Annotated in this window: 21 protein-coding genes; 7 read left to right on the top strand and 14 right to left on the bottom strand. The window is 75.0% G+C overall.

Annotated elements, in window-relative coordinates; genetic code table 11:
* The first annotated feature begins 101 nt into the window (after positions 1 to 101).
* From A3CO_RS0100440 to A3CO_RS29340, 3 genes are read left to right on the top strand one after another with little or no spacing between them, the layout of a single operon-like run.
* Entirely contained in the window at positions 102 to 476 is a 375-nt protein-coding gene (locus A3CO_RS0100440; protein ID WP_157646896.1) for a hypothetical protein, read from the top strand.
* Complete coding sequence (locus A3CO_RS0100435; protein ID WP_018330262.1) at positions 473 to 853, top strand: VOC family protein; 381 nt, start codon at positions 473 to 475, stop codon at positions 851 to 853. Before A3CO_RS0100440 ends, A3CO_RS0100435 begins: the two co-directional genes overlap by 4 nt.
* A complete protein-coding gene (locus A3CO_RS29340) occupies positions 850 to 1,548 on the top strand; it encodes a DUF427 domain-containing protein (protein WP_018330261.1) in 699 nt (232 codons plus the stop codon). The genes A3CO_RS0100435 and A3CO_RS29340 overlap by 4 nt, the downstream gene beginning before the upstream one ends.
* Here the strand turns inward: A3CO_RS29340 and A3CO_RS0100425 are convergent, their stop codons facing one another.
* On the bottom strand, positions 1,549 to 2,517 hold the full coding sequence (locus tag A3CO_RS0100425; RefSeq protein WP_018330260.1) for a zinc-binding dehydrogenase: 969 nt from the start codon (positions 2,515 to 2,517) through the stop codon (positions 1,549 to 1,551).
* A gap of 54 nt (positions 2,518 to 2,571) precedes the next feature.
* Here A3CO_RS0100425 and A3CO_RS0100420 point away from each other — a divergent pair, with 54 nt between their 5' ends.
* Positions 2,572 to 2,997: a MarR family winged helix-turn-helix transcriptional regulator gene (locus A3CO_RS0100420; RefSeq protein ID WP_018330259.1), complete on the top strand. Its 426-nt coding sequence runs from the start codon at positions 2,572 to 2,574 to the stop codon at positions 2,995 to 2,997.
* Here A3CO_RS0100420 and A3CO_RS0100415 read toward each other — a convergent pair.
* From A3CO_RS0100415 to A3CO_RS29330, 5 genes are read right to left on the bottom strand one after another with little or no spacing between them, the layout of a single operon-like run.
* Entirely contained in the window at positions 2,984 to 3,868 is an 885-nt protein-coding gene (locus tag A3CO_RS0100415; protein ID WP_018330258.1) for a phosphatidylinositol mannoside acyltransferase, read from the bottom strand. The two genes, A3CO_RS0100420 and A3CO_RS0100415, sit on opposite strands and share 14 nt — an antisense overlap.
* Complete coding sequence (gene pgsA, locus A3CO_RS0100410; protein WP_018330257.1) at positions 3,865 to 4,563, bottom strand: phosphatidylinositol phosphate synthase; 699 nt, start codon at positions 4,561 to 4,563, stop codon at positions 3,865 to 3,867. Before pgsA ends, A3CO_RS0100415 begins: the two co-directional genes overlap by 4 nt.
* Positions 4,560 to 5,174, bottom strand: a complete 615-nt coding sequence (locus A3CO_RS0100405) for an HIT family protein (protein WP_018330256.1) — start codon at positions 5,172 to 5,174, stop codon at positions 4,560 to 4,562. The genes pgsA and A3CO_RS0100405 overlap by 4 nt, the downstream gene beginning before the upstream one ends.
* Positions 5,175 to 5,206: 32 nt before the next feature.
* The gene (thrS, locus tag A3CO_RS29335; protein WP_018330255.1) at positions 5,207 to 7,273 is read right to left on the bottom strand and encodes a threonine--tRNA ligase; all 2,067 of its coding nucleotides are present in this window, start codon (positions 7,271 to 7,273) and stop codon (positions 5,207 to 5,209) included.
* A gap of 55 nt (positions 7,274 to 7,328) precedes the next feature.
* The gene (locus A3CO_RS29330) at positions 7,329 to 8,624 is read right to left on the bottom strand and encodes an alpha/beta hydrolase (RefSeq protein WP_018330254.1); all 1,296 of its coding nucleotides are present in this window, start codon (positions 8,622 to 8,624) and stop codon (positions 7,329 to 7,331) included.
* 133 nt (positions 8,625 to 8,757) lie between these two features.
* Here A3CO_RS29330 and A3CO_RS29325 point away from each other — a divergent pair, with 133 nt between their 5' ends.
* Positions 8,758 to 10,074 (top strand): PucR family transcriptional regulator, encoded by a 1,317-nt coding sequence (locus tag A3CO_RS29325; RefSeq protein WP_157646895.1) that lies wholly within the window; start codon positions 8,758 to 8,760, stop codon positions 10,072 to 10,074.
* 1 nt (position 10,075) lies between these two features.
* Here the strand turns inward: A3CO_RS29325 and A3CO_RS0100385 are convergent, their stop codons facing one another.
* The 6 genes from A3CO_RS0100385 to A3CO_RS0100360 form a co-directional block, all read right to left on the bottom strand.
* Positions 10,076 to 10,489: a hypothetical protein gene (locus A3CO_RS0100385; protein ID WP_018330252.1), complete on the bottom strand. Its 414-nt coding sequence runs from the start codon at positions 10,487 to 10,489 to the stop codon at positions 10,076 to 10,078.
* Positions 10,490 to 10,578: 89 nt separating this feature from the next.
* The gene (locus A3CO_RS0100380) at positions 10,579 to 11,352 is read right to left on the bottom strand and encodes a GAF and ANTAR domain-containing protein (protein WP_018330251.1); all 774 of its coding nucleotides are present in this window, start codon (positions 11,350 to 11,352) and stop codon (positions 10,579 to 10,581) included.
* 47 nt (positions 11,353 to 11,399) lie between these two features.
* A complete protein-coding gene (locus A3CO_RS0100375; protein ID WP_033413339.1) occupies positions 11,400 to 12,563 on the bottom strand; it encodes a fatty acid desaturase family protein in 1,164 nt (387 codons plus the stop codon).
* A 150-nt stretch (positions 12,564 to 12,713) separates the two neighbouring features.
* Positions 12,714 to 13,718 (bottom strand): flavin reductase family protein, encoded by a 1,005-nt coding sequence (locus A3CO_RS0100370; protein WP_026204136.1) that lies wholly within the window; start codon positions 13,716 to 13,718, stop codon positions 12,714 to 12,716.
* A gap of 94 nt (positions 13,719 to 13,812) precedes the next feature.
* The gene (locus tag A3CO_RS0100365; protein ID WP_018330248.1) at positions 13,813 to 14,985 is read right to left on the bottom strand and encodes an iron-containing alcohol dehydrogenase family protein; all 1,173 of its coding nucleotides are present in this window, start codon (positions 14,983 to 14,985) and stop codon (positions 13,813 to 13,815) included.
* A 40-nt stretch (positions 14,986 to 15,025) separates the two neighbouring features.
* Positions 15,026 to 16,117, bottom strand: coding sequence for a mandelate racemase/muconate lactonizing enzyme family protein (locus A3CO_RS0100360; protein WP_018330247.1), 1,092 nt, complete (start codon positions 16,115 to 16,117; stop codon positions 15,026 to 15,028).
* Between the two features lie 85 nt (positions 16,118 to 16,202).
* Between A3CO_RS0100360 and A3CO_RS0100355 the strand changes: the two genes are divergently transcribed.
* Both A3CO_RS0100355 and A3CO_RS0100350 read left to right on the top strand, forming a co-directional pair.
* Positions 16,203 to 16,910 (top strand): IclR family transcriptional regulator, encoded by a 708-nt coding sequence (locus A3CO_RS0100355; RefSeq protein ID WP_018330246.1) that lies wholly within the window; start codon positions 16,203 to 16,205, stop codon positions 16,908 to 16,910.
* Between the two features lie 28 nt (positions 16,911 to 16,938).
* A complete protein-coding gene (locus A3CO_RS0100350; protein ID WP_018330245.1) occupies positions 16,939 to 17,367 on the top strand; it encodes a hypothetical protein in 429 nt (142 codons plus the stop codon).
* A gap of 3 nt (positions 17,368 to 17,370) precedes the next feature.
* Here the strand turns inward: A3CO_RS0100350 and A3CO_RS0100345 are convergent, their stop codons facing one another.
* Together A3CO_RS0100345 and A3CO_RS29320 are read right to left on the bottom strand one after the other, a co-directional pair.
* A complete protein-coding gene (locus A3CO_RS0100345) occupies positions 17,371 to 17,973 on the bottom strand; it encodes a dihydrofolate reductase family protein (RefSeq protein WP_026204133.1) in 603 nt (200 codons plus the stop codon).
* A 157-nt stretch (positions 17,974 to 18,130) separates the two neighbouring features.
* Complete coding sequence (locus tag A3CO_RS29320; RefSeq protein WP_018330243.1) at positions 18,131 to 18,694, bottom strand: MOSC domain-containing protein; 564 nt, start codon at positions 18,692 to 18,694, stop codon at positions 18,131 to 18,133.
* Positions 18,695 to 18,702: the final 8 nt, after the last annotated feature.

Here is an 18,702-nt window from a genome sequence, read left to right as displayed (position 1 = left end):
CCCCGACCACACGTAATCGTCAAAGGATACTTGCACCCCTTACTCACCCTCTCCTACGGTAAGCGTGTCAGCGACACTTTACCCCTTAGCAGGAGATGCCGATGTCACCCTCGCCGCTCCCGAGCGTGCTCGTCGTACCCGTCCGCCCCGACGCGCGGGGGCGCGGCGCCGCCGCCCGGGCCGTCGCCCTGCTGTCCGGGCTCGCCGACGCCCGGGTCGCCCCCGCCGACCCCCGGGCGATCGCCGGGCTGGCCGCGGACCACGTCGTCGTCCTCGATCCCCCGCGGTGGCGGGCGGCGCTCCGGGCGCACCCGGTGCTCGACGCCCCGGGAAGCGCCACCGACCGGCTAACCCTGCTCCAGGAGCTCCGCCGGTCGCCCGGCCGTGTGCGGTGGGTGGGGCGGCCCGGCCAGTGGGACGACCTCCACCGCGTCCTGCTCACACGGGCGGCCGCGACGACGGCGGTGACCTCGTGAGCCGCTCGACCCTGCTCGCCGTCACCATCGACGTCGTCGACCCCGTGGCGGTGGCCACGTTCTGGGCCCGGGCCCTCGGCGTGGCGGTGGGCGCACGCTCCACGGACGCCCACGGCACGACCTACGTCGCCGTCCCCGTCGACGGGGGGACGGATCTCCTCGTCCAGCAGGTGGCCGAGCCGACGCCCGGGAAGGCGCGCGTCCACCTCGACCTGCGGGCGGACGACGGCACCGCCGAGGACGAGGTCGTGCGGCTGACCGGCCTCGGCGCCCGGGTGGTCGACCCCGCTCCCGACCACCCGTGGGTGGTGCTCGCCGACCCGGAGGGCACCGAGTTCTGTGTCCTCGGGCCGGCCGGCGGGCAGCCGGTTCCGTGACCACCTCCCGTCCCGCCGCCGAGGGCCTCGCGCCCGGCCACTTCCCCGGTCCGCCCGTCGTCGCGGGGCACGTCGCCCCGTGCCCGCGACGGCTCCGGGCCCGGCTCGACGACGGGTCGGTCCTCGACACCACCCGCGCGTCCTACGTCTGGGAGCACCCGTACTACCCGCAGTACGCGGTGCCCCGGGCGGACCTCCCGGACCGGCTGCTGGCACGGTCCCGGCCCACCCCGCCCGAGAGCCACCTCACGGACCACGTCGTCGTGCCGCTCGACGACGACGTCGCCTGGTTCGAGGAGTCCGAGCGCGTCCGGGGCCATCCCCGCAGCCCCTACGTGCGGGTGGACGCCCTGCGCGCGGAGCGGACTGTGACGGTCCGGGTGCCCGGCTCGGGCGCTGTGCTCGCGCGGTCGACCGCGCCGGTCGCGGTGTTCGAGACCGGTCTGCCGCCGCGGTGGTACCTCGACCCGACCACGGTCGCCTGGTCGCTGCTGACCCGGACCGCCACCGTCACCCGCTGCCCGTACAAGGGCGTGACCACCGACTGGTGGGCCGCCGAGGACCTCGGGGACGTGGCGTGGAGCTACGGCGCGCCGACCGTCGCCCTCACCGCGATCACCGGCCTCGTCGCCTTCGACGACAGCCGCGTGGACGTGGCGGTGGACGTCACCGTGGACATGATTCCGGACCTCTGATCAGGGCACGAGCACGAGCTTGCCGCCCGCGTGCCCGGACTCCATCAGGCGGTGCGCGTCGGCGACCTCGTCGAGTCCGAACACCCGTCCGGTCGGGATCGAGGCGCGGCCTGCGGCGAGGTCGTCGAGGAAGCCCTGCAGGACCTCCGCCGGCAGGTCGGAGGCGTCACCGCCGTAGCCGGTCATCCGCACCCCGCGCGGGATGTAGTCGATCGGGTAGAAGTCCGGGATCGTCCAGACGTTGGACAGCATCCCGGACACGCACGCCACGCCGTGGACCCGGACGGCCTGCAGCGTGTCGCGCAGGGTCGGGGTCCCCACCAGCTCCAGGGCCGCGTCGACCCCCTCCGGCACGAGCTCGCGCACCCGCGGCGCGACCGCCCCGTCGTCCAGCACGGGGTGGTCCACGCCGGCCGCGGTCAGCAGGCCCGAGCGCCCGAGGTCGCGGGTCGTCGACAGCACCGTCATGCCGATCCGCTTGGCCAGCACCGCGGTCGCGAGCCCCACCGACGAGGTCCCGCCGCGGATGAGCAGGGTCTGCCCGGCGCGGGCGTCGAGCCCGACCGACAGCGAGCCGTACGCGGTCTGCAGCATCTCGGGCAGCGCCCCGACGAGTTCCGGGGCCAGGTCGGTGTGGATCTCGATGACCTGCCCGGCGGGGACGCTCGTGTACTCCGCGTACCCACCGTCGAACTGACGGCCCATCCCGCCCATCATCGCGACCACCCGGGCGCCCACCGCGAACTCGCCGCCCGGACAGGCCGCGACGACGCCGGTGGTCTCGATGCCGAGCACCCGCGGGAAGGTGACCCCCTCCGCGAGGCCGAGGCGGGTGTGCAGCTCGGAGCGGTTGACCCCGGAGGCGGTGACGCGGATCAGCACCCGGCCGGGCGTCGGGACCGGCACCGGCAGGTCGCGCAGCCGGAACGACTCCGGCGGGCCGGGCCCGTCGAGGACGGCCGCTCGCATGGTCTCGGGAAGGCTCATGTCGACCTCCAACACCCTTCCGTGGAAAATGCTTCCATGGAATCTACCGCGATCGTCGAGGTCTTCGACGACCTGGTCCGCGTGCAGATCGTCCTGTGGGAGGCGGTCGACCGCCGCGTCCGCCGCGACCTGGACCTCCCCCTCGGACGCGTGGAGGCCCTGCGGGCCGTGGTGCGCGTGCCGTCCTGCCGCGTCCAGGACATCTCGACCGCGCTGCACGTGACGGTCGGCGCCGCCAGCAAGCTGACCGACCGCCTCGTCGCCGGCGGCCTCGTCGTGCGTGTCCCCCATCCCGAGGACCGGCGCTCGTCGGTCCTCACCCCGACGCCCGCCGGGCGGGAGACGCACGACCGCGCCGAGGCCGTCGTGGCCGACGAGCTGCGGCACCATCTCGGCGGGGACGACCTCGCCGTCCTGACGCCGGGTCTGGCCGCCCTGCGCGCCCGGCTCACCCCACGGTGAGGTCCGGCCAGATCCGTTGCAGCATGTGCCAGTCCTGCGGGTGCGCGGCGATCTCCCCGGCGAAGGCGTCGGCCATCGCCTGGGTCGCGGCCGGCACCTCGGCCCGGGAGCCGACCGTGATCGGCGGGTTGATGCGGAAGCCCCAGCCGCGCTCGGTGAACCAGCAGCCGAGCGGGAGCAGCGGGGCGCCGGTGGCGGCCGCGAGCGACGCGGGTCCGGGCGGCATCGCGGCACGGTGGCCGAAGAAGTCCACGCCGACCCCGTGGTGCGACAGGTCGCGGTCGGCCACGAGGCAGACGATCCGGCCCGCCCGCAGGGCCCGCAGCAGCCCGCGGACCGGCGCCTCTCCCCCGGTCATGGGCAGGATCTCGAAGCCGAGCGACTCCCGGTAGGCGACGAACCGCTGGAAGAGCGACTCCGGGCGCAGGCGTTCGGCCACCGTCGCGAACCCGCCGTAGCGCTGCACCGCCCAGGTGCCGACGACGTCCCAGTTCCCGGAGTGGGTGAGCGCGACGACCGCGCCCCGGCCGCGGGCGAGGGCCGCGTCGAGGTGCTCGCGGCCGACGACGTCGTCGTCGACCTCCTCCGCGAGCGCCTTGGGGTTCATCGACGGCAGCCGGAACGCCTCGCGCCAGTACCGGGCGTAGGACCGGACGCCGGCCCGGGTCAGGTCGCCGAGGGCGGGGTCGGACAGGTCGGGCCGCACCCGCGCGTAGTTCGCGCGCAGGCGCCGGACACCCCGACCGCCGCGGTGGGCCGCGAGGTCGGCGCCGAGGTCGAACGCCCCGCGGGCGACCGGCTCGGGGAGGCCCCGCACGACCTGCCAGCCGGCGGCGTACCCGAGGTCGACGGCGCGGTCGGACCAGCTCACCCGGCGTCCCGACCCGGCGCGCGGCGGGGCCCGCCGGGCTCGACGACGGTGGAGACGTCGGAGGGGAGGTCCGTGCGGCCGGTCGCGGCGCCGTACTGCTCGCGGGCGCTGGTCCAGACGGTGTGGATGCGCTGGCCGACCGTCACGAGAGAGCCGAGCGTGAGCAGCCAGAGGGCGACGTCCACCGCCCACCGGAGACCGAGCCCGGTGAGCCCGATCCCGGCGAGCCCGAGGATCAGCCGTTCCGCACGCTCGACGACCCCGCCGCCGCCCCGCAGCCCGGCGGCCTCGGCCCGCGCCTTGATGTAGGAGATGAGCTGGCCCGAGACCAGGCAGATCAGGGCGAGCGCCACGACCACCCACCGGTCGTTCGCGGCCGCCCACCACGCGATGGCGGCGAACACGGAGCCGTCGACGATCCGGTCACACAGCGAGTCCAGGACGCCGCCGAACGGACTCGTCACCCCCCGCGCGCGGGCCATGGCCCCGTCGAGGACGTCGAGCATCGCGAACCCCCACACGAGCATGGCGGCCGCGAACAGGTGCCCCGTGGGGATGAGCCAGATCGCGAAGCCGGTGGCGCCCACCGTCCCGAAGACGGTCATCGCGTCGGGGTGGATACCGCGGCGCACGAGCCACCGTCCGGCCGGCTCGAGGCTGCGGTTGATGGCCGCGCGGCCCCAGTCGTTGATCATGTCGAGGTCCAGACCTCCGCGAGCCGTTCCCGGGTCTCGGCGAGCAGCGCCGGGATCACCTTGGTCTGGCCGATGACGGTGATGAAGTTGGCGTCGCCGCCCCAGCGGGGGACGACGTGCTGGTGCAGGTGGTCGGCGAGGGACCCGCCGGCCACGTGGCCGAGGTTGATCCCGACGTTGAAGCCGTGGGGGGACGACATCACCCGGAGCGCCCGGACCGCCTGCTGCGTGAGGCGCATCAGCTCGGTCGACTCGTCGTCGGTCAGCTCGTCGAGCTTCGCGACGTGACGGTAGGGCACCACCATGAGGTGCCCCGGGTTGTACGGGTGCAGGTTCAGCACCGCGTACACGGTGTCGCCGCGGGCGACGACGAGCCCGTCCGCGTCGGAGCGGCCGGGGATGGCGCACAGCGGGCACCCGCCGTCGACCTCACCGGTCCCCTCCTCCCCCGCGATGTAGGCCATGCGGTGCGGGGCCCAGAGACGACGGAAGCCGTCGGGCGTGCCCGCCCCGGCCAGTTCGTCGGCACCCTGCGGGTGCTCGAGCGGGACACCGGAGTCGGGCCGCCCGGGCTGGGGCGGCCGACCTGACGTCACCCCGTCGGTCACCACGGCTCCATCGTGCTGGACGGCTCAGGCACTCGTCACCCGGTCACTCGGGGTCCGAAGGTGGTCTCGTCCGGCGAGGCGTTCTCGCGGCGCGCCACCCAGTCCGCGACCGCCTCGACCGCCCGGTCCACCGGGACCCCGTTCACCTGGCTGCCGTCGCGGAACCGGAACGACACCGCGTCGGCCTCCGCGTCCTTGCCGCCCGCGAGCAGCAGGAACGGCACCTTCTGCAGGGTGTGCGTGCGGATCTTCTTCTGCATCCGGTCGTCGGAGTGGTCGGCGTCGACCCGCAGCCCGAGGGCCCGGAGCTTCGCCACGATGCCGTCGACGTAGTCGGACTGGTCGTTCGACACCGGGATCGCGACCGCCTGCACCGGGGCGAGCCAGGCCGGGAAGGCGCCCGCGTAGTGTTCGGTGAGCACCCCGAAGAACCGCTCGATCGAGCCGAACAGCGCGCGGTGGATCATGACGGGACGCTGCCGGGAGCCGTCGCTGGAGGTGTACTCGAGCTCGAAGCGGTCGGGCAGCATGAGGTCGACCTGGATCGTCGACATCTGCCAGTAGCGGCCGATCGCGTCCTTCGCCTGGACGCTGATCTTCGGCGCGTAGAACGCGGCGCCGCCCGGGTCGTCCACGAGGTCGAGGCCGAAGCTCGACGCGGCCTGCCGCAGCGCCTCGGTGGCCTCCTCCCACGCCTCGTCGGAGCCGATCGACTTCTCCGGGTTGCGGGTCGACAGCTCGAGGTAGAAGTCGTCGAGGCCGTAGTCGCGCAGCAGGTTCAGCACGAACTCGAGCAGCGAGGCGATCTCGCCGGCCATCTGCTCGCGCGTGCAGTAGATGTGCGCGTCGTCCTGGGTGAAGCCGCGCGCCCGGGTCAGACCGTGGACCACGCCGGACTTCTCGTAGCGGTAGACCGTGCCGAACTCGAAGAGCCGCAGCGGCAGCTCCCGGTAGGACCGCCCGCGCGACCGGAAGATCAGGTTGTGCATCGGGCAGTTCATCGGCTTGAGGTAGTAGTCGACGGCGGCCCGCTTGAGCTCGCCGTCGGGACCCCGCTCCTCGTCGAGCTGCATGGGGGGGTACATGCCCTCGGAGTACCAGTCGAGGTGCCCGGAGAGCTCGAACAGCGACCCCTTGGTGGCGTGCGGGGTGTTGACGAACTCGTAGCCGGCCTCGGCGTGCCGCTGCCGCGAGTAGTCCTCGAGCTCCTTGCGGATCACCCCGCCCTTGGGGTGGAAGACGGCGAGGCCGGAGCCGATCTCGTCGGGGAAGCTGAACAGGTCGAGCTCGGACCCGAGCCGGCGGTGGTCGCGGCGCTCGGCCTCGGCGAGCCGCTCGAGGTAGGCGTCCTGCGCCTCCTGCGACTCCCACGCGGTGCCGTAGATGCGCTGCAGCTGGGCGTTGCGCTGGTCGCCGCGCCAGTAGGCGGCGGCGCTGCGGGTGACCTTGAAGGCCGGGATGTAGCCCGTGGTCGGCACGTGCGGGCCGCGGCAGAGGTCGCCCCACACCCGCTCGCCGGTGTGGGCGTGGATGTTGTCGTAGGCGGTGAGCTCGCCCGCCCCGACCTCCATGATCTCGCCGTCGGCCTCGGCGTCGGAGTTGCCCTTGAGGTCGACCAGCTCGAGCTTGAAGGGCTCGTCCGCCAGCTCCGCGCGGGCCTCGTCGAGCGAGGAGTACTCGCGGCGGGCGAACCGCTGCTTCGCCTTGATGATCTTCTTCATCGACTTCTCGAGGTCGGCGAGGTCCTCGGGCGTGAACGGGGTGTCCACCGCGAAGTCGTAGTAGAAGCCGTCGGTGACGGGCGGCCCGATACCGAGCTTGGCGTCCGGGAACTTCTGCTGCACGGCCTGGGCGAGCACGTGCGCGGCGCTGTGCCGGATGACGGCGCGGCCGTCCTCGGTGTCGGCCGCGACCGGGGTGACGTCGACGTCCTCCTCGGGGGCCCAGGCCAGGTCCTTCAGCGTGCCGTCGGGGGCCTTCACGACGACGACGGCCTGCGGCCCGCTGCCCGGGAACCCCGCCTCGCGGACGGCCTGACCCGCCGTCGTGCCCGCGGCGACCCGGACGTGCTGGGTGGACGCGGGCGAGGCTGGCGAGGACACGCTGGAACTCCTGGGATCCCGTGCGGCGGACGGACTCCCCCGCGGTCCCTCCAGCCTATCGACCGCCCCCGACACCGTTCGGGGCGGCGGGCCCGGCCGGTGCACCCCCGGGTCCCTGCCCGGCGACGAGGGCCGCCGCGCCCGGCCGGGTCGGACGGTGGCCCAGGACGCCGATGAGGAACGCCTCGACGGCGCGGACCACGAGCATGGTCCGCGGGGTCGGCAGCGCGTCGAAGGAGTGCTGGGCGTACGGCAGCTCGGCGTAGGCCACGGGTGCCCGGGAGACCGACCGCAACGCCCGCACGAACCCCCGGCTCTGCTCGGGCACCACGATCGCGTCACCGGTGCCGTGCAGCACGAAGAACGGCGGTGCGGCCGCGGAGACGCGGTGGGTCGGCGAGGCGGCGGTCCAGCCCGCGGCCGTGCCCGACATCATCGTCTCGGTCAGCAGCTGGTCGAGGGTGCCGCTGCCGTCGTCGGCCGTGAGGTCGTAGATGCCGTAGAGGGTGACGGCGGCGTCGACCCGGCTGTGGTCGTCGTCGCGCCCGGTCAGCGCGGCCAGCGCCGCGAGGTGGGCCCCGGCCGAGCCTCCGCTCACGGCGACGAACCCGGGGTCGCCCCCGTGCTCGTCGATGTGGGTGTGCACCCAGCCCAGGGCCGCCCGGATGTCCTCGATCATGGCCGGCCACCGGTGCCGCGGGCCGAGGCGGTAGTTCACGGTGACGCACACCCAGCCCCGCGCGACGAGGTAGGCCATGAGCGGGTTCCCCTCGCCCTCCTTGCGCCCCGACGACCACGCCCCGCCGTGGATCTCGACCAGGACGGGGGCGGCGGCGTCGTCGGGGAGGTCCGGGTGGCGCCAGACGTCGAGCAGGTTCGCGACCCCGTGGGGCCCGTACGCCACGTCCCGCGCCCCCGCGGCCCGGAAGCGCCGCGGCGCGGTGACCGCCCGGGGGGACAACCAGGCCGCCGGTTCCGGCTCGGGTCCCGACCGGCCGAACGCGGTCACCAGCGCGTCGCGCAGCACGCCGTCGGTGGCCCGGGCCCGGCGGTCCAGCGCGAGCAGCGCTGCCACCGAGCCCGTCGCGAGTGCGAGGCCGACGCGGCCGGTGACGGTCCGACCCGCCCCGCGACGGGCAGCGACGAGGGCGACCCCGCCGGTGAGCGCCGCGGTCGGGCGCGGCAGCTCCGTGGCGAAGGCGGCCAGCAGCGACGCCCCGATGGCCGCGGGCCACCGCCGGGTGAGCGGCCGGTAGCCCGCCGTCGTCACGAGCGTGGCGGCGGCCCCGCCGACGAGCGCCAGCAGCTCCCCCGTCGCCCGGCGACGCGGCACCGCCTCGGTGTCCGGCACGCGCCACCCCCTCGCCGCCTCCCGTACCCACCCCGATCATGTCCCTCAACCCTGCGCTCCGCCCCTGTGCAGGTGCTGTGTCCCGGATCGCCGAATCTCCCCCGCGTCGCCGCGTCTGCGCCACAATGGCGCCGTGACCGAGCGAGTGGGTGTGGACGCGTGCGCCGCCGATGCGGCGCGGACGCCCCTGCGCGCCGTCGACGGTTGCGCGCACACCCATCCGGCGCGGCGCCATCCGTGGGCCGAGGTGCCTCCGGCCGCGGCGGACCGCATGCGCGCGGTCGTGCTCGACACCTCCGACGACATCATCGAGCAGGTCCGCGCCCAGGTCGCCGAGTACGCGTTGTCGATGAACGGCGTGTTCGGGCAGAACATCCGCCGCGGCGTCTCGGTGGCCCTCGAGCAGTTCCTGCAGCTGCTCGGTACCGACGCCGACCTGCCCGACACCCGCGTCTACTTCGAGCTCGGCCGCGTCGAGCACCGCCACGGCCGGACGATGGACGCGCTGCAGACCGCCTACCGCGTCGGCACCCGGGTGCTCTGGCGGCGCATCTCCGCCGGCAGCGACGACTACGGCCTCACCTCCGACGACATCTTCCGGCTCGCCGAGGCGCTGTTCGCCTACACCGAGCAGCTCGCCGCGGCGTCGGTCGCGGGGTACGCCCACGAGCAGAGCCTCACCGCGGGGTCGCGCCAGGCCCGCCGGCACACGCTGGTCTCGGCGCTGCTGCGCACCCCGCCGCCGGAGGGTCCGGAGCTCGAACGCCTCGCCCGCGACGCCGAGTGGTCCCTGCCGCGGCGCCTGGCCGTCATGATCTGCGACGAGGAGTCGCTGCAGGCGGTGTTCCGCCGGCTGCCGCCCGACGCCCTCGGGTCGCGTGTGGACGGCCTCGGCGTCGTCGTGGTCCCGGACCCCGACGGGCCGGGCCGGGCCGACTACCTCGCCGACGCCACGGCGGGGGTGGCCGCGGTCGTCGGCCCGACCGTCGGCCTCGACCAGATCCCCCGCACCGTCACGCGCGCCCGCTCGGCCTGGCCCCTGGTCGCCGCCGGGGACATCGCGGCTCCCGACGACGGGCCCTCCCGCGGCCACCGCCCGCCGTCGCGGCTCGTGCGTTCGGACGACCACCTGCTCACGCTGCTGCTGCACGCCGACGTGTCGGTCACGGCCGACCTCGTGGCCCAGCGCCTGGAGCCGCTGCGCCGGATGACGGCCTCGGCCCGGGACCGGGCGGTGGAGACGCTGCGGGCGTGGCTCGACGCGCACGGCGACGTCGCCGAGGCGGCGGGCACGCTGCACGTGCACCCGCAGACCGTGCGCTACCGGCTCGCGCGCCTCAAGGAGTCCTTCGCCGGCGCGCTCGACGACCCGGTGGCCCGGCTGGAGGTGGCGCTGGCGCTGCGGTTCGGCGGGGCCTTCGCCGCCGCCGAACCCGCCGTCGAGGGGTAGGTCACCGGCTCCGGGCCGGCTCGTCCCGCACGGTGAAGGTGGTGGCGCGCCGGGCCCCGAGTTCGGCGACGGCCTCGGCCGGCGCGCCATGCACCTCGACCCGCGCGCCGGCGGTCAGCCGCTGGACGCGGAGCTGGCCGAGCACCCGCACGAGCGCCGGGCCGCACTCGCCGTCGAGGTGGGACAGGTCGATGACGAGCTCCGCCCACGCCTCCCGCGCGAGCTGCGGACGCAGCTCCCGGAGCGCCCTGACCTGGCAGGGGCCGGCGACACCGACGACGGCGAGGGCGACGCACCCGTCGTCGTACCAGCTGGTGCCGACCCCGGCGACGGCGCGACGCGCGGCGGCGGAACGGGCGTGCCGACGGCGCTCGGCCAGACCGGCGGGGAGTTCGGACGGGGTGGGGGCGGCCACGGGAACCTCCGGAGACTGTGCGACATGGCGTCCCGCAAGGTCTCCACGGGTGACAGTGGGTGCCCGTTCGAACGGGTGTCGTAAACCGGTCAGAGGTCCGCCCGACGCGACGCGAGGGTCGCCGCCAGGTCGCGGAGCTTGACGTTGAGTTCCTGCGAGGTGCGGCGCAGCGTGTCGAACGCCTGGTCGGCGGTGAGGCCGCGGCGCTCCATGAGGATGCCCTTGGCCTGGCCGATGACGTCGCGGGAGCGCACCGCCTCCTGCAGCTGCGCGGCCCGCAGCTCGGCCGCCTCGACGGCCTGGGCGCTGCGCAGCACCACCGCGGCGTGCGTGGCGAAGATGAGCGCCATGTCGCGGTCGACGTCGTCGAGCCCGCCGACCTGGCGCGAGTAGTAGTTCAGCGCGCCGAGCCGCGGCTGGTCGCCGGAGGGGAACATCCCGGTGGCGAAGACCGAGTGCAGCCCGAGCTCGGCCGCGGCGGGTCCGAAGCGCGTCCAGCGGGTGTCGTTCGCGAGGTCGGAGGAGGCCGCGTAGCCGAGCCCCTCCTCGACCGTGGCCGCGACGCACGGTCCCTCGCCGACCTCGTACTGCACGGCGTCGGCCTTGCTCGCCACCGGGTCGGTCTCCACGGGCGTGGTGAAGCCGTCGCCCTCGCGCAGGGTCACCGACACGACGTCGACGCCCGTGACCTCCCGGGCCGCCTGCACGATGCGATCGAGCACCGCGGTCACCCCGTCGTCCGGCGCCCCGACCAGCGACTGGCCGAGCGCCACGAACTGCTCGGCCAGCGGCCCCAGTGCGTCGTCGGAGTTGCTGTCCACGAACCGCTCCCGATCCTCCTGCCACCGACGTTCGTCCGTCACGGACGAATCATAGGCAACAGCGGGTGCGGCGCGGAGCCGACGCGGGCTCAGGCGGCCTGGGGCACCGCCCGCTGCCGCAACCGGCGCAGCGTCGCCGCCGCCTTCCGGCCCACCGGCAGCGCCCGACGACGACGCTTGTCGATCGTCTCGTGCCCGCCGGGGAACGACAGCCGCGCGATCTTCCACAGCACGCCGCCGTACTGCTTCCACATCGGGCCCGAGTGGTAGGGCAGCCCGTAGCGGCGGCACAGGTCGCGCACCTTGGGCGCGATCGCGGCGTAGTGGTTGGACGGCATGTCCGGGAAGAGGTGGTGCTCGATCTGGTGGGACAGGTTCCCGGTCATGATGTGCAGCAGCGCCGAGCCCTCGATGTTCGCCGAACCGAGCATCTGGCGCACGTACCACTCGGCCTGCGACTCGTTCTCGAGGCGCTCCTCGTCGAAGGTCTCGACCTCGACCGGGAAGTGCCCGCAGAAGATCACCGCGTGCGACCACACGTTGCGGATGGTGTTGGCGAGCAGGCCGCCGACCAGCGCGGGCACGAACGAGGGCCCGGAGAGCGCCGGGAAGACCACGTAGTCCTTGAGCGCCTGCTTGCCGGCCTTGCGCAGCATGACCCTGATCTCGGGCATCTTCTCGGCCCAGGTCTTCTCGCCGCGCTGGACCTGGTCGATCTCGAGGTCGAAGGCCGCGATGCCGTACTCGAAGATCAGCGCGAGGCCGAGGTTGGTGACGGTCTGCCACAGGTGGGTCGGGTGCCACGGCTGGTCGGGGTCCACCCGCAGCACGTTGTAGCCGATGTCCCGGTCCTTGTTGTGGACGTTGGTGTAGGTGTGGTGCAGGTAGTTGTGCGTCTGCTGCCACGACGACGCGGTGGAGACGTGGTCCCACTCCCAGGTGGTGGAGTGGATCTCCGGGTCGCGCATCCAGTCCCACTGGCCGTGCAGGACGTTGTGCCCGATCTCCATGTTCTCGAGGATCTTCGCGACGCCGAGCGACGCGGACCCGAGCACGAAGGCCGGCGGGAAGAGCGCGCCGAGCAGGAGGATGCGGCCCGCGATCTCGAGGCCGCGCTGGGTGCGGATGACCCGGCGGATGTAGCGGGCGTCGGCCTCGCCGAGCGAGGACATGACCTCGTCGCGGATGGCCTCGAGCTCCGACCCGATGCGCTCGATGTCCTCGACGGACAGGTGGGCCGTCGACGCCGTGATGTGCGCCGTCGAGGCGCCCGGGCGGCCGGGGCCGGTGGGCGTCTTGGCCTCGTTGATCCGGGTCACGTGGTCCGGGATGACCTCGGGATCGGTGAGCGGGCGATGGTCGAGGGCGGTCATGGGGTCTCCTCGGAGCTGGGGAGCGGAGGGCTACAGGTCGACGGCGCAGTCGCCGGCGGCGGCCGAGACGCAGGTGCGGACGACGACCTCGCCGTCGTCCGCGGTCTCGAGCTCGCCGGTGTGCAGGTTGCGGACGGCGCCGGCGGTGAGTCGTCCGACGCAGGTGTGGCAGATGCCCATGCGGCAGCCGCTGGGCAGCAGGGCGCCGGCGTCCTCGCCGGCGCGCAGCAGCGGGGTGACGGCGTCGGCCTCCGCGGTGACACCCGACGTCGTGAAGGTGACGGTGCCGCCGGTCCCGGCCGCCACCGGCTCGGGCGGGCGGAACCGCTCGACGACGCAGGGCACGCCGGCGGCCGCGGCCGCCGCGGTGAACGTCTCGAGCATCCCGGCGGGGCCGCAGACGAGCATCGTGCGCGAGCGCCAGTCGGGCACCAGCGCGTCGAGGTCGGCGGGCCGCAGGTGCCCGGTGGTGCTGTCGTGGCGGTGGACCGTGGCGGGGAGCCCGGCCAGGTCGTCGGCGTGCACGTGGGCGCCACGCCCCGAGTGGACGAGCACGACGTCGTCGGCGGTCCCGCCGCGCAGCAGGCCGAGCATCGGGGTGATGCCGCTGCCGCCGGAGATCATCAGGAGCGACCCCTCGGCGGTGAACCCGCCCGCGGCCGGACCGAGGCCGACGAGGTCGCCCGGGCGCGCCACGCGTGCCAGGTGGGTCGACACGGACCCGTCCGGCACGGCGGTGACGCTCACGGTGAGGTGTTCGTCGGTGGGGGCCGAGGTGATCGAGTAGGTGCGCCAGTGCCGGCGACCGCCGAGGTCCACCCCGAGGCCGACGTGCTGGCCCGGCCGGTGGCCGCCCCAGCCCGCGCCGGTGCGGAGGGTGAGCTCGGTGGTCGACGGACCGACGGGACGGGTCGCGACGATGCGCCCCCGCGGCACGCGGACCGACCACAGCGGGTTGACGAAGGCCAGGCAGTCGTCGGGCAGCAGCGGCGTGGTCAACGCACGCGTGGCCCGGGCGAGCACTCCAGCGATCATGCTCTCGACGGTAAGGACGCCTTCCCCCGCGTCTCTACAGCCGAAGCGACGAGTGGCTCACGGGTTCTGTTGCATCTCCACAAAGCGCGCGGGCTCAGTGTGCGGAGCGTGTGAGCAGACCCGACAGTGCCCCCCGGTCGGCCGTCCGGGGTGCGTTGCGGCACACCGGATCGGCGGCGGCCGTGGCGGCGAGGGCCTCGATCCCGGCGGGCCCGAGCGCGAGCGCGGCGCGGTCGATCCCGGGCGGGACCCCGACGGCGTCGGTCCAGCGCGCGAGGGCTCCCGGCAGCTCCGCGGGGTGGCGCAGGCCGAGCAGGTCGGCGACGCGGGCCCAGGCGCCGGCGTCGGTGGACCCGACGTCGTCGAGCGACCAGGCCACCACCTCCGGCAGCACCATCGCCAGCGCCCGGCCGTGGACCACGCCGTGGTGGGCGGTGAGGGCGTGGCCCAGGCCGTGCACGAGGCCGAGCCCGGAGCGGGTCAGGGCCTGCCCGGCGAGGTGCGCGCCCAGCAGCATCTCGGCGCGGGCGGTGGGGTCGGACCCGTCGGCGTGGGCGACCGGCAGCCACCGCCAGACCCGTCGCAGCGCCTCGGCCGCATACGCCTCCGAGATCGGGCTGCGGCCGCGGCTCACGAGCGACTCGAGGGCGTGGACGAGGGCGTCGACCCCGGTCGCCGCGGTGGCACCGGGCGGGAGGCCGTGCGTCAGGAGCGGGTCGAGCAGCGCGACCCGCGGCGTCGTCGTGCCGTCGCCGCAGTAGACCTTGCAGCGCCGGGCCGGGTCCTCGAGGACGCCGAAGCCGTTGGTCTCGGCGCCCGTGCCCGCCGTCGTCGGGATCGCGACGAGCGGGAGTCCGGGTCCGGTGGGGTCGGCGGCGAGCCGCGCGATCCCCTTGGCCGCGTCGAGCGCCGAGCCCCCGCCGACCGCGACGACGACGGGTCGGCTGCCCGGGAACGCCTCCGCGACGATGCGCGCGCCGGCCTCGACGGCGGGGACGGTCGGGTTGCCGGGGACGTCGTCGACGACCACGGTCGGGCAGCCCGTCGCGGCGAGCACGGAGAGCACCTCGTCGACGATGCCGGTGGCGCGGAGCCCGGCGTCGGTGACGACGACGGCCCCGCCGGAGCGGGCGCCGGCGTGCACGTCGAGGACGTGGTCGCCGAGCCGCGCGAGCGCCCCGGGACCGGAGTCGACCGCGGGGCCGGGTTCGTGCAGGAACGGCGTGGTCGCGGGGCAGGCGCAGGCACCGGTCGGCACGGTGGTCATCGGGGGCTCCGTCGGGTGCGGGGTCAGCGGCGGTGGGGGGTCAGGTGTCCGAGAGCGAGGGGTGCAGGACGGCGCCGAGGCCGGGCGCCTGCGGGACGGCGAGGGTGCCGTCGGCGGCCGGCCACAGCGGGTCGGCGAGCAGGAAGTCCCGCCGCTCGGGGGTCCAGCCGCCGGCGGGGTCGTAGGGGAACTCCAGGTACGGCCCGGCGCCGACACCGGCCGCGACGTGCAGGTTCGCGAGCAGGCCGAGGCCGTTGGACCAGGTGTGCGGGGTGAACCGGCGGTGGCGGGCGGCGAGCGACTCGGCCAGCGTCCGGGTGCGCGACATCCCGAGGGAGAGCACGACGTCGGTCTGGACCACGTCGAGCGCGTCGGTGAGCGCGTCGAGCTGGGGCCGGTTGTCGCACATCTCCCCCGAGGCGATCCGCAGCCCCGGGTTCTCGGCGCGCAGCAGCCGGTGACCCTCGACGTCGTCGTACGGCAGGGGCTCCTCGATCCAGCCCGGCTCGAACTCGGCGAGGAGGCGCACCAGCCGCCGGATTTCCACCAGTTCGACGGCGGGCCGGACGTCGCCCGCCATGCGCCAGGCCTGGTTGAGGTCGACGAGCACGTCGAGGTCGCTGGACTCCCGCACCGCCGCGACCGAGGCGATCCCCGGTTCCGGGTCGCGGGGGTCCACCCGGACCTTGACCGCCCGGAAGCCCAGCGCCTCGAGGTCGGCGGCGTCCTGCGCCCGGCGCGCGGCGGGCTGCACCGAGCACCACGACGCGTAGACCGGGAGCCGGTCGGCCGTCCCGCCGAACAGCACCGAGACCGGGAGTCCGGTGGCCTGTCCGACGACGTCCCACAGCGCGGCCTCGAGCGGCCAGAAGCGTCCGCCGTGGAAGGCGACGGACTCGATGCGGCGCACCTGGACGGCCATGGCGAGCGGGTCGGTGCCGAGGAAGTGACCGACGTGCGGGGCGAACCCGGCCATCGTGTCGCCGGAGCCGACCCCGGTGATGCCGGCGTCGGTCTCGACCCGCACCACGGTCGCCGCGAACGTGTGCCGCGGGTCCGGGTCCCACGCCGCGTGCATCGGCGGGTCCAGCTCGACGACGTGCTCCGTGACGCGGATGTCGGTGATCTTCACGGCCGCCACCTCCCGGCGTGGAGTGCACCCGCGGTCCCGCCGGCGGGCAAGGGACTCTTGCGGTGAGCGCAAGTAGCCTGGCCTGATGGAGGGGCTGCGACGCGACGTGGACCTGCTCGACGCGCTCGCCGCCCCCGAGGCGCAGGCCGGGGGCCTGGGCGTGGCCCGGCTCGCCGTCCTCACCGGGCGCACCGAGAGCCAGGTGTCCCGCGCGCTCGCCGCCCTCGCCGGGCAGGGCCTCGTCGAGCGGGACGCCCGCACCCGGCGGTACGCGCTCGGGTGGCGGCTGTACGCGTTCGCGGCCCGGACCACCGAGGCGCGGCTGGTCCGGACGGCGGGTCGGGTGCTGACGGTGCTGGCCGCCCGCCTCGCGACCGGGGCGCACCTCTGCCGCCTGCACGGCGACGCCGTGGCCACGGTCCTGACGGTGGCCGGGGACGGGTCGCCGCCCCGCGTCGCCTTCGACGTGTCCGACGTGCCGGTTGAGGTCAGCTCGGCGGGCCGGGTGCTGCTCGCCTTCCGCGACGAGGCCCTGCTCGTCCGCAGGCTGACCGCAGCCGGGCTGGACCCCGCGATCGCCCGCCGCACGCTCGGCGACGGGCACGCGGTGGTCGACGGCGAGCTGGACCGCCGCCTGGCGGGCGCGTCGGCCCCGGTTCGGGACGTGCACGGCGGGGTGGTCGCCGCGGTCAACGTCTCGGGGCCGGTCGGCCGGGTGCGCCCGGCGCTGCCGGAGATCGTCGCGGCGACGGTGGAGGCGGCCGCCGACCTCTCGGCCCGGCTCGGTGCCTGACGGCGCCGGGCGCGGGTACTGCTAGGCGGTGCCGCTCCTCGTCGTCCACGCCGCCGCCGTCTGGTTCTGCGTCGGGCTCGTGTGGGTGGTCCAGGTGCTCGTCTACCCCGGGTTCGCCGGCATCGACCGGTCGGCGTGGTCGGCCTGGCACGACCGGCACACCCGGCTGATGGCGTGGACGGTGTCCGCGCCGTGGGCGGTGCAGGGCGTCACCTGCGCGGTGCTGCTGGTCTGGCGCCCGGCGGGCGTGCCGTTCTGGGCGGCGGCGCTCGCCGGGGTGTGCGGCGCCGCCACCGTCGTCGTGACCGTGCTGGTGTCGGTGCCCTGCCACCAGCGGCTCTCGCAGGGGTACGACGACGAGGTCCTCGCCCGGCTCGTGCGGACCAACCGGTACCGCGTCGTCGCGTGGACCGCCGGCGGCGTGGTCGCGGCGGGGATGGTGCTCGCGGCTGCTTGACCCTCACGTCCGCCGGTAGCGGATGTGGGTGCTCAGCGGCGAGTGCAGGACCTCGACGGGCTCGAAGTCGAAGCTGCCGACCCCGTCGAAGAGGCGCTCCCCCGACCCGAGCAGCGTGGGTGCGATGTCGAGGGTGAACTCGTCGACGACGCCCGCGATCAGCGCCTGCCGCACGGTCGAGGCGCCCCCGGCGATGTCGACGCCGCGGTCGCCCGCGACCTCCCGCGCCTGCGCGTAGGCGGCGTCGAACCCGTCGGTGACGAAGTGGAAGGTCGTCCCGCCGGCCATCTCGATCGGGTCGTGCGCGTAGTGGGTCAGGACGAAGACGGGGGCGTGGTACGGCGGCTCGTCGCCCCACCAGCCGCGCCAGTCCTCGTCCCACTCGCCGCGGACGGGCCCGAACATGTTGCGGCCCATCACGTAGGCCCCGCGCGGCCGCATGAGCCAGCCGGTCGCGGTCTCGTCGGCCTCGGTGGCCCGGGGGTCCCCGATGTGCCAGCCGTGCACCTCGATCCCCCGCTTCCCGAGCGGGTTCTCGCGGCTCTGGTCCGGGCCCGCGGCGAAGCCGTCCACCGAGATCGACATGTGGCAGGTCGTGTCCGTCATCCGAACCCCCAGCAGTTGCACTTTGCAATCACCGGCGCACCGTAGCAGGGTCCGGTCGCCCTGGGCAGGGGCTCGCGCGACGCCCACGAGGCGTCACTCGTCAGGCGGGCGGCCCCACGGTGGGACCGGTGAATGACGCCTCGGCGGGGGGATCCGCTCAGCGCCGCCGGCTCCCCACGCCGGCCCGGGCCGGGTCGAGCAGGACCTCCTCGTCGAAGAGGCCCCCACCCGTCGTCGGGAAGGAGACCGACAGCGGACCGACCCGCAGGGTGCCGGACCCGAGGACGGCGAAGCGCACGCCCGCGCGCCCGCGCAGCAGGGCGTGCGCGGCCGGGGCGAGCACCGCGTCCATCCAGCCGCACGGCACGGCGGGGCGACGGCCGCCGAGCAGGACGGGCCCGTCGCCCGAGTCGAGCAGGACGTCGGTGCCGCGGAGCCGCTCGACGTCGAGCCCGCGCGTGACGACGGTCCGCCGGAGGAGGACCGGGTCGAAGGCCGGCACGCCGAGCTCGGCGGCCACCGCCTCGAGGGCCTCCGCGGCGACGATCGTCAGGGCGGCGTCACGGTGGGCGGCACGGCCCGCGTAGCGGTCGCCGACCACACCGAACCCCGCGCGCAGCTCGATCGACGACGGCTGCGCGGTGTCGACCCGCGCCGGGCCGTCGGACGGACGTCCGAGGTAGGCGTGCTCCCGCGACACGACGAGCCGGACGATCTCCACCCGACGAT

It is taken from the genome of Actinomycetospora chiangmaiensis DSM 45062 (assembly GCF_000379625.1).
Taxonomy (GTDB): Bacteria; Actinomycetota; Actinomycetes; order Mycobacteriales; family Pseudonocardiaceae; genus Actinomycetospora; species Actinomycetospora chiangmaiensis.
This window is presented reverse-complemented; position numbering and strand designations above follow the sequence as displayed.

Excerpts from the sequence above, each read along its gene's own strand:
- A3CO_RS0100440 (WP_157646896.1), top strand. The coding sequence starts at position 102 with ATGTCACCCTCGCCGCTCCCGAGCGTGCTCGTCGTACCCGTCCGCCCC.
- A3CO_RS0100425 (WP_018330260.1), bottom strand. The coding sequence starts at position 2,517 with ATGCGAGCGGCCGTCCTCGACGGGCCCGGCCCGCCGGAGTCGTTCCGG.
- A3CO_RS0100420 (WP_018330259.1), top strand. The coding sequence starts at position 2,572 with ATGGAATCTACCGCGATCGTCGAGGTCTTCGACGACCTGGTCCGCGTG.
- pgsA (WP_018330257.1), bottom strand. The coding sequence starts at position 4,563 with ATGATCAACGACTGGGGCCGCGCGGCCATCAACCGCAGCCTCGAGCCG.
- A3CO_RS0100370 (WP_026204136.1), bottom strand. The coding sequence starts at position 13,718 with ATGATCGCTGGAGTGCTCGCCCGGGCCACGCGTGCGTTGACCACGCCG.
- A3CO_RS0100365 (WP_018330248.1), bottom strand. The coding sequence starts at position 14,985 with ATGACCACCGTGCCGACCGGTGCCTGCGCCTGCCCCGCGACCACGCCG.
- A3CO_RS0100355 (WP_018330246.1), top strand. The coding sequence starts at position 16,203 with ATGGAGGGGCTGCGACGCGACGTGGACCTGCTCGACGCGCTCGCCGCC.
- A3CO_RS0100345 (WP_026204133.1), bottom strand. The coding sequence starts at position 17,973 with ATGACGGACACGACCTGCCACATGTCGATCTCGGTGGACGGCTTCGCC.